The sequence below is a fragment of the Saccharothrix coeruleofusca genome, assembly GCF_014648515.1.
Classification (GTDB): Bacteria; Actinomycetota; Actinomycetes; order Mycobacteriales; family Pseudonocardiaceae; genus Actinosynnema; species Actinosynnema coeruleofuscum.
In genome coordinates, this window is sequence record NZ_BMRG01000001.1 from 727,544 (window position 1) to 741,752 (window position 14,209).

Genomic DNA, 14,209 nt, shown 5'->3' on the forward strand with positions numbered 1-14,209 from the left:
GTCGCGTCGCTCAACTCGTGCTCGACTTCTCCGGCGCGGGTGCGGCGGTCTCCTCGGCGGGGCTGTGGAGGGGTTCGGGGGCGGGGTCCTCGGCCAGGTCGTTCCGCTGGGCGGGCGCGGCCGCGGCCTCCGCCGCCTTGGCCGCGCGCACGCGGCGGTAGATCCGCCGCGCCGACAGCAGCACCAGCAGCGCGCCCGCCAGAGCGGTGATGACCACGGTTATGGTCCCGTACGCGGAGGATGAAACCTCCAACCGGGCCCGATCGCCCAATTCGACGCCCGAGGGCGTGGCGAGCTTCACGTGCACGCTGAAGCGGCCCGACCGCAGCACCTCCACCGGCACGCTGATCAACCGGTCGCCGCGCGCGGGCAGCACCTGGTCGGCCAGCTGCTTGACCTCGATGCCGGGGGTGTCCTCCACCACGATGCGCACGGTGACCCGCACGTCCAGCCGGTTCTTGACGGTCACCGGGATGGGGCTGTCGCCGGAGCCGAGCAGGATCGGGCTGCCCGGCTCGGTCACCGTGACCTGGCTGCGCAGCCCGTCGATGCGGTCGCGGGCCAGCGCCAGCGCCGCGCGCGCGCCCTGCGCGTCGCCGCGCCACGCGCCGGACACCGCGCGCAGCAGCCCCAGCCGCAGCGGGTCGACCAGGTCCTCGGGCGCGGCCGAACCGGCGTCCTCCTGGCTCATCGCGCCCGCCACGTCCTGCAGCTCCAGCCACGACTGGCCCACCGACGCGACCACCTCGGGGGTGACCTCCCGCGCGCCCGCCTCCACCGGGTAGCTCAGCGCCGCGGTCTGCTCCGGGGGCGTGCCGCCGACCAGGCCCTCCAGCCCGGTCGGGGCGGCGAACTGGCCCGCGACCAGCGCCTCGGCCGTCTCCAGGAACGCGCCGACCTCGCCGGTCGGGGCGTTCCAGCGGCGCGGCGGGGCGATCACCACGTTCTGCCCGGTGCCCTGGAAGGCCGCCCGGTAGGTCAGCGCGGCCAGCGCGTTCTGCACCGACACCGGCAGCGCCTCGGTCGGCGTGGCCACCCCGCCCAGCGCCTGGGCGGGCGAACCGCCGTGCAGCGCGTCGGAGACCATCGCGTCGATGCGCACCGCGGTCACCGCGCGGTCGCCGCCGACCAGCACCGGGCCCGCGCCCGGCGTGCCCGCCACCGCGGACTGGTCGAGCACCAGCGAGGTCACCCCGTGGGCGGTCAGGTCGGCCAGCGTGCCCTGGTCGACCACGCCGTCCTCGGGCCACACCAGCTTCGGCAGCGGCTGCACCTCCAGCAGCTCTTGCACGAGCCCGGCGCCCGCGACGGCCAGCCCGCCCAGGTCGCCCCGGCCCGCGCGGGACAGCGCGACCAGGTCGGCGTCCGCGTCCGGCAGCGCCACCACGCAGCGGCCCGCGACCAGCCTGCGCAGCAGGTCCAGCCACAGCTCGGCGTCGCGCTGGCCCGCGCCCGCGCCCCGCCCGCGCACCTGGTAGCCCTCGGTCATCGCGGCCACGGTGCGCAGCAGGTCCGGGTCCACCGCCACGCACACGGCGGGCGCCAGCGGGCTGTCCAGCGCCGCCTCGTAGCCCTTGAGCAGGCCGTAGAGCCTGCCGCCCAGGGCCAGCGAGGACGCCAGCTCGTCGTCGACCAGCTCGGTGCCGCCCCCGGCGGCCACCTGGACCAGCTTCGGCTCGTCGGCCAGCGGCCACAGCAGGGTCAGCTTGGCCTGGTTGCCGGAGGGGCCCTGGACCGCGCCGCCGGGCACCGACAGCACCGGCAGCAGCGTGCTCAGCGCGGCCAGCCGGGCCCGGCCGCCGTACTCGGGCACGCCGTTGATGTTGGCCAGGATCGGGTAGATGCCCGGCTGCTCGATCTCCAGCGACGACCGCTCGCCGCCGCGCAGCGGCACGGTGAGGCTGAACGGCGCGCTCTGGCCCTGCGGCAGCTCCTCCACGATCCGGGTGAACTGCGGCTGCACCACCTCGGCGTCGGCGGGCTCGCGCAGCGCGGAGCGCACCTGCTCCTCGGTGCGCAGCGCGTCGCCGCGCTCCAGCCGCAGCTCGATGTCGGTGACGTCGCGGTCGCCGACGTTGACCACCTTGCCCCGCACGGTGACCGAGTCGGGGCCGTCGGAGGTGATCACCCTGGGGGTGAGCTCCTCCACGTCCAGCCGCAGCAGCTGCTGCGGCTGCTGGCCGGGCTGGCTGGACAGCGCCCTGGTCGCCCAGATCTGGGTGGCGGGCGCGGGCTTGATCGGCAGTCGCCCGCCGTCGGCGGGCGTCGCGGGCGCGCTGGCCGCCCCCGCGACGAGCAGGGTCGAAGCCGCCGCGAGCGCGGCCAGCAGCCGTTTCACGCCGACTCCGCTCCATCCAGGTCCAGGCCGAACTCGGCGAGCAGTTCGGCGGCTCGGCGCACCAGTCGGCGCTCGTCCGCGTAGGCGAGCCGCTCGTCCAGTTCGCCAAGGGGCACCCACGCCACCTCGGTGACCTCCACGTCTTCGTCGGAAAGCTCGCCGCCCAGCGCTTCGAGGATGAAGTGGTGGACGGTCTTGTGCACCCTGCGGTCCTCGGCGACGAACCAGTAGTCGATCGAGCCGAGCGGGCGCAGGACCCTGCTATGAATACCGGTCTCCTCGGCGACCTCGCGCACCGCGGTCTGCTCGGCCGTCTCACCAGCCTCGATGTGGCCCTTGGGCAGCGACCACAACAACCGGCCCCGCCGGTCCAGCCGCCCGATGAGCGCCGCGGCGCGGCGCACCGGGTCCAGCACCAAGCCGCCCGCCGAGGTCTCGTCCACGGTCTTGAGCCGACGGCCCCGGCGCCGGTTCCGGCGCCTCGGCTTGGGAGCGCCGGAGCGACCGGACGACTGGGGCATGGTCCTGATGGTAGTGCGGCAGGCGGACGCGGGCGGCCACGTGATCAATCCGGTCGGTGACCGACCGGCGCGCCCTATACCCTGGCTCCCCGTGTCTGGGTCCAACCTGTCCGCCACGCAGGAGAACGCCGTGGTCGAGTTGCTGAGCGCCTTCCCCGTGGCCGACGAGCTGGCCGACCGCTTCGCCGCGGCCGGGCACCGCCTGTACCTGGTCGGGGGCAGCGTCCGGGACGCGCTGCTCGGCAGACTGGCCGGTGACCTGGACTTCACCACCGACGCCCGGCCGCCGCAGATCCTGCGGCTGCTGTCGGGGTGGGCGGACGCGGTGTGGGACACCGGCATCGCGTTCGGCACGGTCGGCGCGACCAAGCGCGGGCAGACCGTGGAGATCACCACCTTCCGCGCGGACGACTACGACGGGGTGACCCGCAACCCCGAGGTGACCTTCGGCGACACCGTCGAGGGTGACCTGGTGCGGCGCGACTTCACCGTCAACGCGATGGCGTTCGACCTGGTGCAGCGGGTGCTGGTGGACCCGACCGGTGGCCGTGCGGCGCTGGCGGCGGGGGTGCTGGACACGCCCGCCACCCCCGCGCAGTCCTTCGGCGACGACCCGCTGCGGATGCTGCGCGCCACCCGGTTCGTCTCCCAGCTGGGCCTGCGGCCCGCGCCCAGGGTCGTCGAGGCGATGACCGCGATGGCGGGCGAGCTGGAGCGGATCACCCCGGAGCGGGTGCAGGCCGAGCTGTCCAAGCTGCTGTGCGGGGAGCACCCGAGGGCGGGCGTCGAGCTGATGGTGAGCACCGGGCTGGCCGACGTGGTGCTGCCCGAGCTGCCCGCGATGAAGCTGGAGATCGACGAGCACCACCAGCACAAGGACGTGTTCCACCACTCGCTGGTGGTGCTGGAGCAGGCGATCGACCTGGAGGACCGGGAGTCCTCGCCGGACCTGGTGCTGCGGCTGGCCGCGCTGCTGCACGACGTGGGCAAGCCGGAGACCCGGCGCTTCGAGCCGGGCGGCGGGGTCTCGTTCCACCACCACGAGGTGGTCGGCGCGAAGCTGGTGCGCAAGCGCTTGCGCGCGCTGCGGTACGCCAAGGACGTGGTCGAGGACGTCAGCCAGCTCGTGTACCTGCACCTGCGGTTCCACGGCTACGGCACGGGCGAGTGGACGGACTCGGCGGTGCGCCGGTACGCCACCGACGCCGGACCGCTGCTGAGCAGGCTGCACAAGCTGGTGCGGGCCGACTGCACCACCCGCAACAAGCGCAAGGCCAACGCGCTGCAGCGCACCTACGACGACCTGGAGCGCCGCATCGAGCGGCTGGCCGCCGAGGAGGACCTCAAGCGCGTGCGGCCGGACCTGGACGGCAACGAGATCATGCGGCTGCTCGGCCTGCCGCCCGGCCCGCAGGTGGGCAAGGCGTGGAAGTTCCTCAAGGAGCTGCGGCTGGACCGCGGCCCCCTCGACCACGACGAGGCGGTGGCCGAGCTGCTGGCCTGGGCCAGGTCGGAGGGAATCGAGCCGCCGACTACCCGTTAGTACTCATTCCGGCGAAACATTGGCCAAGTGACAGCCCGTTGCGAGACCATGACTGTGCGCTTCGACAAGCACACTGGGGGTGGTGTCGTGAACGCTTGGGGATTGTCCACCGGGGGAGCCGCTCAGGCGCAGGACTTGGCGGTGCTCAACGAACAGCAGCGCGCGGTGCTCAGGTGCCTGGCCAGGGGGTTGGCCGACCACGAGATCGCGAGGGTGCTGGCCATCAGCGTCCGCCAGGTCGGGTACGAGGTCGCGGAGATCCTGCGGGCGCTGAACCTGCGGGACCGGATCGCCGCCGTGGTCTTCGCGCACGAGGCGGGCATGATCAAACTGCCGCTGCCGCGTTGAACTGCCGCTGCTCCGCAGACGGCGGCTCGGCCGCCCGGAAGTCGGCCCATCGGCACGCGTTTCGCGGAAAATCGAAGAGCGTGATTTTCCGCGAAAGGCATGCCGACAGGCCGACGCGGCCTCGCGTGGGGGTGGGTGCCTCGTGTGGGTCACCTGCGGTTGAGGATCAGGAGGTAGCAGACCACGCCGAGCAGGTAGACCGCCGCCGCGGTCAGGACCAGGCCGGGTGACCGGCCGTCCGCGGGCACGAAGGCCGCGGCGGCGGACACGGCGGCCACCTGGGTGACGTTGAACAGCGTGTCGTACAGGGCGAAGACCCGGCCGCGAACCCCGTCGCCGACATCGCCCTGCACGGCCGCGTCCGCGCACAGCTTCACCACCTGGCCCGCGAAGGTCAGCGGGAACGCCGCCACCAGCACCGTCGGCAGCAGCATCGGCAGGCCAAGGCCCAGCTGCGTGGCGGCGGCCAGCGCCAGCGCGCCCACCACCGCGCCGCGCCTGCCCAGCAGGTCGACCAGGCGGTCGGTGACCAGCCCGGCCAGCAGGATGCCAGCGCCGCCGGACACCGCCACCTCGCCCAACCCGGCCAAGCCCGCCTTGAACGGGCCCGCGTCGGTGAACGAGTGGCGCATCAGCAGCAGCGTGACCAGCAGGGACGCCGCGAACGCGGCGCGGTGGGCGAGCAGCGCCACCAGCGTGGCGGCCACGCGGGGAGCGCGCCAGGCGGCCCGCGCGCCGTCCAGCAGACCCAGCGCCACGGCGGTCACCGTGCGACTGGGCTCGTCCACCTCGTCCGGCCCCAGCGCGCCCGCCGCGAACCGCGCCGCCAGCGCGGCGGCCAGCAGCGAGCCGACCACGGCGCACGCGGTGGTCCACGACGACCCGCCGTCGCCCTCGCCGAACAGCTCCCGCAACCCGACCGCGCAGCCCGCGCCCGCCACCGAGGTCAGCGCGCCCAGCGTGGTGACGAACGCGTTGGCCTCGACGAGGTGGTCCTCCGCCACGACGTGCGGCAGCGACGCCGACAACCCGCACGCGGCGAACCGGCTCACCCCGGTGACGGCCAGCGCGGCGGCGTAGAGCGGGAGACCCGCCATGCCCAGCCCGACGGCCGCGGCGGTCAGCAGGACGAACCCCGCACGGGTGAGGTTCGCCACCACCAGCACCCGCCTGCGGTCCCACCGGTCCAGCAGCGCCCCGGCGAACGGTCCCACCACCGAGTAGGGCAGCAGCAGCACGGCGAAGCCCGCCGCGATGGCCGCCGGGTCGGCGTGCCGCTCGGGGTTGAACAGCACCGCCCCGGCCAGGCCCGCCTGGAACAGGCCGTCACCCCACTGGGCCGCCAACCGCGAGGCCAGCAGCCCGCGGAAGTCGGCCCCGGCCAGCAGCTTCCGGACCCCCAGGTGGTGCCGTACCGGGGTGGTGCCGGCGCTTGTCACCCTCCGAGGGTATGCCCGGTTCGGACGGTGCAGAGGGCGAAGGCCGGACCCCGGTGGGGGTCCGGCCTCCGCTGGTCGGATGCCCGGTCGCCTCTCGGCGCCATGCGCCGCGCGGCTCCAGCCGGACGGTATTCCGCGCGGGCGGTTTCTAGTGAGCCCGGGGGACACGAAGCACCCGACCACCTGTGCAACGACCGGGCTACCTCGGTTGTTCCACGCGGGGTGTGCCGAGTTCTTCTGAGATCATGGAGGGCGTGCGACCAGATGCCGAAGTCGAACCGGGTTCCCTGCTGGTTGCGGCACCGAGCCTGACCGACTCGAACTTCCGCCGCACGGTGGTCTACGTCATCGACCACCGGGGGGCGGGCACCCTGGGCGTGGTGCTCAACCGGCCCAGCGAGGTCGCCGTGCACGACGTGCTGCCCAACTGGGGACCGCACGTGACCCGGCCGCAGGCGGTCTACATCGGCGGACCGGTGGAGCAGAAGACCGCGCTGTGCCTGGCCGCGCTGCGCACCGGCGAGGACCACACCCGGCTGGACGGGGTGGTCGGCGTGCACGGGCCGGTGGCGCTGGTCGACCTGGACGGCGACCCGGAGGAGCTGCTGCCCAAGGTGCGCGGGCTGCGGGTGTTCGCGGGCTACGCGGGGTGGAGCGAGGGCCAGCTGGCGGGCGAGATCGAGCGCGAGGACTGGATCGTGGTGCCCGGCCTGCCCGACGACGTGCTCGCCCCGGCCAACGTGGACCTGTGGGGCCGCGTGCTGCGCAGGCAGGGGATGCCCACCGCGCTGCTGGCCACCTTCCCCTCCGACGTCAAGCGCAACTGACCAAGGCGTCGGCAAGTACTACCTGAGGGCCGCTTCAGGGCCGGTAACTACTACCCGTGGTACGCGAGCACGCGCCTCGGGTGGTAGTTACCGGCCCCGGGACGAGGCTCGGGTAGTACTTGCAGGCGGGTCAGGCGCGGCTGAGGACGCCGCAGGCGCCCGCGCAGGCGCACGTCGAGCAGCCCGACTTCTCCGGCTCGGGCAGCGCCTCGGCGGCGCGGTGCCCCTGCACCCCGCCCGCCACCGCGATGGCCACCGCGCCGACCAGGCCGACCAGGCCCACCACCACGGCGGTCGCCGGGTTGACCAGCACGGCCGCGCCCGCCAGCAGCGCGACCAGGCCCGCCACCAGGTTCGGCACCCCGGCCACCCGGTTGGCCAGCGCGAAGGTCTCGTCGTCGCGCAGCGACGCGGCGGTGCGCACCCCGACGAAGCGGTTGCGCCGCAGCTGGCCGCGCACGCCCAGGACGCCGATCGCCACGAGCGCGACGCCCACCAGCACCAGCACCACAAGCAGCACGATGTTCACGTTGACGAGGGTAGGCGCGGCCGGGCTGTGACGTGGCACCAGCCCCCGTGGCGGTTCACCCGGTGACCGGCGTTTGCGCCGCGCTGCTACCGTGGACGCCATGAGCACGGCTCGCCTGCTCCTTATGTAGCCGCGCGGACCTCGTCACGACGGTCGGCGCGGCAACCCCTCACGCCCCACGGGCTGGGGGGTTTCGTCATGTCAGGGGCAGGATCGATGGAGAGGGACTCCCGATGAGCACCGAAGCGGCGGCCGAGACGCCCGCCTTCCGCTACACCGCCGAGCTGGCGGGCGAGATCGAGCAGCGGTGGCAGCAGCGCTGGGAGGAGCGCGGCACGTTCCACGCGCCCAACCCGGTCGGCCCGCTCCAGGGCGACGTGCCCGCGGACAAGCTGTTCGTGCAGGACATGTTCCCCTACCCGTCCGGCGCGGGCCTGCACGTCGGGCACCCGCTGGGGTTCATCGGCACCGACGTCTACGCCCGGTACCACCGGATGAACGGGCGCAACGTGCTGCACACGATGGGCTTCGACGCCTTCGGCCTGCCCGCCGAGCAGTACGCCGTGCAGACCGGCCAGCACCCCCGCAAGACCACCGAGGACAACATCCAGACCTACCTGCGGCAGATCCGCAGGCTGGGCCTGGGCCACGACGAGCGGCGCCGGATCTCCACCATCGACCCGGACTACTACAAGTGGACCCAGTGGATCTTCCTGCAGATCTTCAACTCCTGGTACGACCGGGAAGCCCGCCGCGCCCGGCCGATCGCCGAGCTGGAGCGGCAGTTCGCCTCGGGTGAGCGGGCCACCCCCGACGGGCGGCCGTGGGCCGAGCTGACCGGCGCCGAGCGGCAGAAGGTGCTGGGCGGGTACCGGCTGGCCTACCTGTCCGAGGCGCCGGTCAACTGGTGCCCCGGCCTGGGCACGGTGCTGGCCAACGAGGAGGTCACCGCCGACGGCCGCAGCGAGCGCGGCAACTTCCCGGTGTTCCGGCGCAACCTGCGCCAGTGGATGATGCGGATCACCGCCTACGCCGACCGGCTGGTCGACGACCTGGACCGGCTGGACTGGCCGGAGAAGGTCAAGTCCATGCAGCGCAACTGGATCGGCCGCTCGCACGGCGCCCGCGTCCGGTTCGACGTGGGCGGCCGGGACGTCGAGGTCTTCACCACCCGCCCGGACACCCTGTTCGGCGCGACCTACCTGGTGCTGGCCCCCGAGCACCCGGTGGTGGACGAGATCGTCGCGCCCGAGCGGGCCGAGGCCATCGCCGCCTACCGCCGCGAGGTCTCCCGCAAGTCCGACCTGGACCGGCAGGAGAACAAGGACAAGACCGGCGTCTTCACCGGCGCGCACGCGGTCAACCCGGTCAACGGCCGGGAGATCCCGGTCTACGTGGCCGACTACGTGCTGATGGGCTACGGCACCGGCGCGATCATGGCGGTGCCCGGCCAGGACCAGCGCGACTGGGACTTCGCGGTCAAGTTCGACCTGCCGATCATCCGCACCGTGCGGCCGCCGGAGGACTTCGACGGCGAGGCGTACACCGGCGCCGGACCGGCCATCAACAGCGGTTTCCTGGACGGCCTGGAGGTCGACGAGGCCAAGCGGACGATCATCGCCTGGCTGGAGGAGCACGGCCGGGGCGAGGGCACCGTGCAGTACAAGCTGCGCGACTGGCTGTTCTCCCGGCAGCGCTACTGGGGCGAGCCGTTCCCCATCGTCTACGACGAGGACGGCACGCCGATCGCGCTGCCCGAGTCGGCGCTGCCGGTCGAGCTGCCCGACGTGGACGACTACTCGCCGCGCACCTTCGACCCGGAGGACGCCAACTCCGAGCCGTCGCCGCCGCTGTCCCGCGCGGGCGACTGGGTCGAGGTCGAGCTGGACCTGGGCGACGGCCGCAAGAAGTACCGGCGCGAGACCAACACCATGCCCAACTGGGCCGGTTCGTGCTGGTACCAGCTGCGCTACGTGGACCCGACCGAGCCGGACCGGTTCGTCAACGCCGAGAACGAGCGGTACTGGCTGGGCCCGCGCACGCAGGACCACGGCGCGGACGACCCCGGCGGCGTCGACCTGTACATCGGCGGCGTCGAGCACGCGGTGCTGCACCTGCTGTACGCGCGGTTCTGGCAGAAGGTGCTGTTCGACCTGGGCCACGTGTCCGGTGACGAGCCGTACCGCAGGCTGTACAACCAGGGCTACATCGAGGCGTACGCCTACACCGACGCGCGCGGCTCCTACGTGCCCGCCGAGCAGGTGGAGGAGCGTGACGGCAAGTACTTCTTCGACGGCGAAGAGGTGCGGCGCGAGTACGGCAAGATGGGCAAGAGCCTGAAGAACGTCGTCACGCCGGACGAGATGTGCGCCAACTACGGCGCCGACACCTTCCGCGTGTACGAGATGTCGATGGGCCCCATGGACGTCTCGCGGCCGTGGGCGACCAAGGACGTCGTGGGCGCGCAGCGGTTCCTGCAGCGGCTGTGGCGCAACCTGGTCGACGAGACCACCGGTGAGTCGCGCGTCACCGACGAGCAGCCGTCCGAGGAGGCGCTGCGCCTGCTGCACAAGACGATCGCGGGCGTGCACGAGGACTACGCCAACCTGCGCTACAACACCGCGGTCGCCAAGCTGATCGAGCTGAACAACCACGTGACCAAGCACTTCAGCGCGGTCGGCGCGCCGCGCGCGCTGGCCGAGCCGATGGTGTCGATGCTGGCCCCGCTGGCCCCGCACGTGGCCGAGGAGCTGTGGGCCAAGCTGGGCCACGGCACCTCGCTGGCGCACGGCCCGTTCCCCACCGCCGACGAGAAGTACCTGGTCGAGGACACCCTGGAGTACCCGATCCAGGTCAACGGCAAGGTCAAGGCCCGCGTGGTGGTGCCCGCCTCGGCGACCAAGGAGGAGGTCGAGGCGGCGGCGCTGGCCGAGGAGAAGGTGGCCGAGCTGCTGGGCGGCGGCACGCCGCGCAAGGTCATCGTGGTGCCCGGCCGCCTGGTCAACGTGGTGCTGTGAACACCCGCCGGGGTGGGCCCGAGCCCACCCCGGCGGGTGTCCGGTCGGCGATCATCTCGCGGAACGCGGCGAACCCGGCGCTGGTGAAGGTGAGAGTGCCTCCACCGCGCGCCTTGGTGTCCCGAATCCGGGCGCGCGCCGCGTCGAGCGCTACTTCGACGCATTCATTGGCGTTGCCGCTGTAGCTGCTGGTGCGCCATTCGGTCTGGGCCGTCATCTTTCCTCTAGTTCGTGGAGCGCGGACTTGATCAGATCCGCCGAGGCGGCGGGCGAGAGGGCCACGTCGCGGCTGATGCGCTCGAAGCTGCGGGTGAACGCCACGACATCGGATTCAGTGTCCAGGATCTCGCCGCCCGCCGCGTACTCCACGTAGACGCTGGATGGTTCGTCCTCCGCGAAGTCGAGGATGGTCGCGGCGCCGGACATGGTGCCGTAGGCGCCTCCGCCCGTCGCGACGACTTGGATCGTCACGTTGTCCCGTGCGCCCATGTCCAGCAGGTGGCGGAGCTGTTCCCGCATCACCACCTCCCCTCCCACCTGGCGGCGAACGGCTCCCTCGTCGATCACGGCGTGCAGGTGAAGCGGGTCGGTCCTGGTGAGGAGTTGTTGCCTCGCGCGCCTCTCGGCCGCTGCCCGGTTCTCCCAGCCCTTACGACGCCGCGCGTTGAACTCCGGAGCGGCTTCGGCGACGGCCGAGGCGTACGCGCCGATTTGGAGCAGTCCTGGAATCGCGATGTAAGCGATGATTCGCTCGCGTTTCGCCAGTCCTTCCTCACGGCAGAAGGCGACGTACTTCGTGGGCAGGTCGGCCGCGTGCTCGATTCGCGCGATGGGTTTCCTCGCGGCATCCCACAGCCGTTCGGCCTTGCGCCGCTCCTCGTCGGTGGCCCCGTAGAGGCTGAGCAGGGCGACCACCAAGTGGTAGTTCGGCTGCGTGATCCCGCTTTCCATCCGGTGCAGGGTGGTGCGGTTGGACTTGACCTGTTTGGCCGCCTGCTCGGGGGTGAGGCGGGGCTGGACCCGCTCGCGAAGCGTTTTCATGAATTTGCCGAGCATCGCCTTGCGGCGGGTCCACTCCATCGCCATGCGCGCCACCCTAACCACCCTGCGTCACCCAATACATCACTCGATTGATGAATGCCGATGCACACGTGTAGGCGGCTACTGTGCGGCAACCACGAATCCCAAGGAGCAGAACAATGGAAGACGTGCCGCGCTTGTTCGCGATCGTGCAGGACGCCGAGGTGGCCGCCTGGGGACTGGAGTTCACCGACTCCGCCCACGTGATCTCCAGCGGCCACCACTTGTCCACTCGCAGCGCGCACACCGCGCTGCGCTACTTCCAGGACGCCGACGCCGATGACCCGCAGGTCGTCTGGGTCACCTCGTAGGGCGTGGCAGTTCGGCGGCGACCTCGGCCAGGGCGTCGAGCAGGTCGGCGTCGACGTGGCCGGTCAGCGCTTCGGTCTCGGCGACGGTCGTGGTGCTGCCGCTGACCCGCGATCCGTAGTGGGCGGCGGTGAAGCGGACGTCGGCCAAGCCGAGCAGGCCACTGCCCAGCGGCTTGATGTCACCGCTGCCGTACTCGTCCATGACGTCCCGGAACCGCCGGGTCTGGCTGCCGTTGGCGAAGCCGACCCAGACCACCGAGACCACGGCGGTGTCGCCCGCCCCGTCGCCGACCGCGAAGACCAGGCGGTCCAGCGAGCGGCACGGGGTGCGGGCGAGGAACTCGCGCACCCGGCCCCACGAGCTGGTCAGGCACTCCGCGTCCTGCCTGGCGAACCGCTTGGTGACCTTCAGGCCGAGGCGGCCCACGGCGCTGTCGGCGTCGCGCGCGGACTTCCGGTTGTCGGCCTTGCTGTTGCTGTTCGTCCGAGGGGGCGACTCGCCGAGCCGGCTCAGCACCGCGTCGCCGCCGACGCCCGCCGCCGCGGCGAGCGCGACCACGACTCCGGCGAGCACCGCTCCGCCTCCGGTCCCGCCCTTGTCCGAGCCGCCGCCAGGACCGCCGATCCTGCGTCCCATTCCCGCCCCCGATCCCGTGTTGTGTGTTCATGCAACAAGATGCGGATCGGCCGTACAGCGAATAATTGCGGACAACCGCGCCCGGATCGGGTGACCGGTTCCGATGCGTTCGCGCAACGCTTTTCAGTTTTACCCCGACTTCGCTTCGCGAAGCGATTGATCATCACCCGTCGGGACAGTGCGGAGTGCGCTATCCGCGCAATACAGTGCACCGGGTGGAGCGAGATGAAGTGGTCGTGTTCGCACTGGTGAGCAAGGTGGCCAGTGATTGCCGACGGGTCATCGACCGGTTGCTGGACGAGAAGAACCCGCGCAGCACCACGGACTACACCCAACCGCTCACCGCCTGGATGCGCGACCTGGGCCTGCTCATGGCGCACAGCGGCGCCGAACTCGTGGCCTGGGCCGATGACACCGGTCCGGCGAGCACCGTGGTGGTCCCGGCGCCGCCGGAGGTGCCGAGGCTTTTCGCGATCGTGCAGGACGCCGCGGTCGTCGCCTGGGGGCTGCAGTTCGCCGAATCGGCTCACGTGGTCGCCGGCGGTCACCAGTTGTCCACGCGCAGCGCGGAAACGGCGCTGCGTTACTTCGACGACGGTGAAACCGATCCCGCCGTGGTCTGGATCAAGCGGTGACGCCCATTTCGCCGATCATCTGGGTCAGCATGAGGTCGAACATCGGTTCGGGATTGGACACCGCGAACGGGAACCGCCCGAAGACCTCCAGGGCCACGTGCCCGTACAGCCGCACCCAGGATTGCAGGATGTGGTGGATAGCCCCCAGGTGCAGCACCGACTCGTCCACCCGGCCGCCCTTGTCGGCCACCGCGGCGATGAGGATCTGCTGGTAGTAGCGCAGGTCGTCGTGCAGCTCGGCGGGCACGTCGGCGGCGTGCGGGGCCGGGGCCGGGTCGCTGGCCACCAGCTTCGCCGCGACTTCGAGGAACACGCGGCCGAACTGCTCGTCCACCCGGCCGCCGCCCGCCGCGCAGGGCACCGTGGTGTCGGTGGAGGCGAACACCAGCGCGAACTCCTGCGGGTGCGCCAGCGCCCACCGGCGGAACTCCCGGCACACGGCGAACACCTGGGCGGGGGCGGGCGCGTCGGGCAGCTCGGTCAGCGCGGCGGACAGCTCGGCGTCGAGGTCCCGGCAGATGTCCTCGCACAGGTGGTTGAGCAGGTCCTCGCGGGAGTCGTAGTACCGGTACAGGGCGGGGGCGGTGATGCCGAGCTCACGGGCGATCGCACGTAGCGTCACCGCGTCGCGCCCGTGTGCCACGAGCAGGGCGCGTGCTTGTCGCCTGATGTCGCGCTCGGTCTCCGCGCGGACTTTCTCCCGGCGCGTGGCCTCGGTCATATTCACCCCTTCGTGTTGTCGGCGGTGCTCCCCGTAGGTACCTTCGGCGCGAACTTAGTGAACGGTGTTTACCGAGTTGGCGCCGGTCGCGCAACGGTAACCCACCGACCGAGGAGGACGTGTGTTCGCGAAGTGGGGTTCCCTGGCGTATCGCCGCAGATGGGTGGTGCTGATCGCGACCGCCCTGCTGGCGGTGGCGGGCGGCGTGTGGGGCCTCGGCGTCTTCGACAAGCTCAGCCAGGGCGGCTACGAAGCGCCCAGCA

At 72.0% G+C, this 14,209-nt stretch carries 14 protein-coding genes; 6 read left to right on the forward strand and 8 right to left on the reverse strand.

All coding sequences use genetic code 11. The features are described 5' to 3' along the window. Window positions 1-10 precede the first annotated feature (10 nt). Both IEZ00_RS03800 and IEZ00_RS03805 read right to left on the reverse strand, forming a co-directional pair. Window positions 11-2,338 carry a DUF6049 family protein gene (locus tag IEZ00_RS03800; RefSeq protein WP_189221566.1) on the reverse strand — a complete coding sequence of 776 codons (2,328 nt, stop codon included), beginning with the start codon at window positions 2,336-2,338 and terminating at the stop codon, window positions 11-13. Next, window positions 2,335-2,859: an NUDIX hydrolase gene (locus IEZ00_RS03805; RefSeq protein WP_189221567.1), complete on the reverse strand. Its 525-nt coding sequence runs from the start codon at window positions 2,857-2,859 to the stop codon at window positions 2,335-2,337. The genes IEZ00_RS03800 and IEZ00_RS03805 overlap by 4 nt, the downstream gene beginning before the upstream one ends. Before the next feature lie 91 nt (window positions 2,860-2,950). Here IEZ00_RS03805 and IEZ00_RS03810 point away from each other — a divergent pair, with 91 nt between their 5' ends. Both IEZ00_RS03810 and IEZ00_RS03815 read left to right on the forward strand, forming a co-directional pair. Beyond that, window positions 2,951-4,402 carry a CCA tRNA nucleotidyltransferase gene (locus IEZ00_RS03810; RefSeq protein ID WP_306344646.1) on the forward strand — a complete coding sequence of 484 codons (1,452 nt, stop codon included), beginning with the start codon at window positions 2,951-2,953 and terminating at the stop codon, window positions 4,400-4,402. Window positions 4,403-4,489: 87 nt separating this feature from the next. Continuing rightward, on the forward strand, window positions 4,490-4,750 hold the full coding sequence (locus IEZ00_RS03815) for a response regulator transcription factor (protein ID WP_189221568.1): 261 nt from the start codon (window positions 4,490-4,492) through the stop codon (window positions 4,748-4,750). A gap of 149 nt (window positions 4,751-4,899) precedes the next feature. On the opposite strand, the gene IEZ00_RS03820 is transcribed toward IEZ00_RS03815, so the two are convergent. Next, entirely contained in the window at window positions 4,900-6,189 is a 1,290-nt protein-coding gene (locus tag IEZ00_RS03820) for an MFS transporter (protein WP_189221569.1), read from the reverse strand. Window positions 6,190-6,434: 245 nt separating this feature from the next. Between IEZ00_RS03820 and IEZ00_RS03825 the strand changes: the two genes are divergently transcribed. Continuing rightward, a complete protein-coding gene (locus IEZ00_RS03825; RefSeq protein WP_189221570.1) occupies window positions 6,435-7,016 on the forward strand; it encodes a YqgE/AlgH family protein in 582 nt (193 codons plus the stop codon). A 130-nt stretch (window positions 7,017-7,146) separates the two neighbouring features. On the opposite strand, the gene IEZ00_RS03830 is transcribed toward IEZ00_RS03825, so the two are convergent. Further along, window positions 7,147-7,545 (reverse strand): SdpI family protein, encoded by a 399-nt coding sequence (locus tag IEZ00_RS03830; protein WP_229794988.1) that lies wholly within the window; start codon window positions 7,543-7,545, stop codon window positions 7,147-7,149. 233 nt (window positions 7,546-7,778) lie between these two features. On the opposite strand from IEZ00_RS03830, the gene leuS reads away from it, so the two are divergent. Further along, the gene (gene leuS / locus IEZ00_RS03835) at window positions 7,779-10,562 is read left to right on the forward strand and encodes a leucine--tRNA ligase (RefSeq protein WP_189221572.1); all 2,784 of its coding nucleotides are present in this window, start codon (window positions 7,779-7,781) and stop codon (window positions 10,560-10,562) included. Here the strand turns inward: leuS and IEZ00_RS03840 are convergent. Beyond that, window positions 10,546-10,779: a DUF397 domain-containing protein gene (locus IEZ00_RS03840; RefSeq protein WP_189221573.1), complete on the reverse strand. Its 234-nt coding sequence runs from the start codon at window positions 10,777-10,779 to the stop codon at window positions 10,546-10,548. The two genes, leuS and IEZ00_RS03840, sit on opposite strands and share 17 nt — an antisense overlap. Then, window positions 10,776-11,648 carry a helix-turn-helix domain-containing protein gene (locus tag IEZ00_RS03845; RefSeq protein ID WP_189221574.1) on the reverse strand — a complete coding sequence of 291 codons (873 nt, stop codon included), beginning with the start codon at window positions 11,646-11,648 and terminating at the stop codon, window positions 10,776-10,778. The genes IEZ00_RS03840 and IEZ00_RS03845 overlap by 4 nt, the downstream gene beginning before the upstream one ends. Before the next feature lie 113 nt (window positions 11,649-11,761). Between IEZ00_RS03845 and IEZ00_RS03850 the strand changes: the two genes are divergently transcribed. After that, entirely contained in the window at window positions 11,762-11,953 is a 192-nt protein-coding gene (locus IEZ00_RS03850) for a hypothetical protein (protein ID WP_189221575.1), read from the forward strand. On the opposite strand, the gene IEZ00_RS03855 is transcribed toward IEZ00_RS03850, so the two are convergent. After that, the gene (locus IEZ00_RS03855; protein WP_189221576.1) at window positions 11,943-12,590 is read right to left on the reverse strand and encodes a hypothetical protein; all 648 of its coding nucleotides are present in this window, start codon (window positions 12,588-12,590) and stop codon (window positions 11,943-11,945) included. The genes IEZ00_RS03850 and IEZ00_RS03855 overlap by 11 nt on opposite strands. 236 nt (window positions 12,591-12,826) lie before the next feature. On the opposite strand from IEZ00_RS03855, the gene IEZ00_RS03860 reads away from it, so the two are divergent. Continuing rightward, window positions 12,827-13,225, forward strand: a complete 399-nt coding sequence (locus IEZ00_RS03860) for a hypothetical protein (RefSeq protein ID WP_189221577.1) — start codon at window positions 12,827-12,829, stop codon at window positions 13,223-13,225. Here IEZ00_RS03860 and IEZ00_RS03865 read toward each other — a convergent pair. Then, window positions 13,215-13,946 (reverse strand): TetR/AcrR family transcriptional regulator, encoded by a 732-nt coding sequence (locus tag IEZ00_RS03865; protein ID WP_189221578.1) that lies wholly within the window; start codon window positions 13,944-13,946, stop codon window positions 13,215-13,217. The genes IEZ00_RS03860 and IEZ00_RS03865 overlap by 11 nt on opposite strands. Window positions 13,947-14,209: the final 263 nt, after the last annotated feature.

Excerpts from the sequence above, each read along its gene's own strand:
- IEZ00_RS03805 (WP_189221567.1), bottom strand. The coding sequence starts at position 2,859 with ATGCCCCAGTCGTCCGGTCGCTCCGGCGCTCCCAAGCCGAGGCGCCGG.
- IEZ00_RS03825 (WP_189221570.1), top strand. The coding sequence starts at position 6,435 with ATGGAGGGCGTGCGACCAGATGCCGAAGTCGAACCGGGTTCCCTGCTG.
- leuS (WP_189221572.1), top strand. The coding sequence starts at position 7,779 with ATGAGCACCGAAGCGGCGGCCGAGACGCCCGCCTTCCGCTACACCGCC.
- IEZ00_RS03840 (WP_189221573.1), bottom strand. The coding sequence starts at position 10,779 with ATGACGGCCCAGACCGAATGGCGCACCAGCAGCTACAGCGGCAACGCC.
- IEZ00_RS03845 (WP_189221574.1), bottom strand. The coding sequence starts at position 11,648 with ATGGCGATGGAGTGGACCCGCCGCAAGGCGATGCTCGGCAAATTCATG.
- IEZ00_RS03850 (WP_189221575.1), top strand. The coding sequence starts at position 11,762 with ATGGAAGACGTGCCGCGCTTGTTCGCGATCGTGCAGGACGCCGAGGTG.
- IEZ00_RS03855 (WP_189221576.1), bottom strand. The coding sequence starts at position 12,590 with ATGGGACGCAGGATCGGCGGTCCTGGCGGCGGCTCGGACAAGGGCGGG.
- IEZ00_RS03865 (WP_189221578.1), bottom strand. The coding sequence starts at position 13,946 with ATGACCGAGGCCACGCGCCGGGAGAAAGTCCGCGCGGAGACCGAGCGC.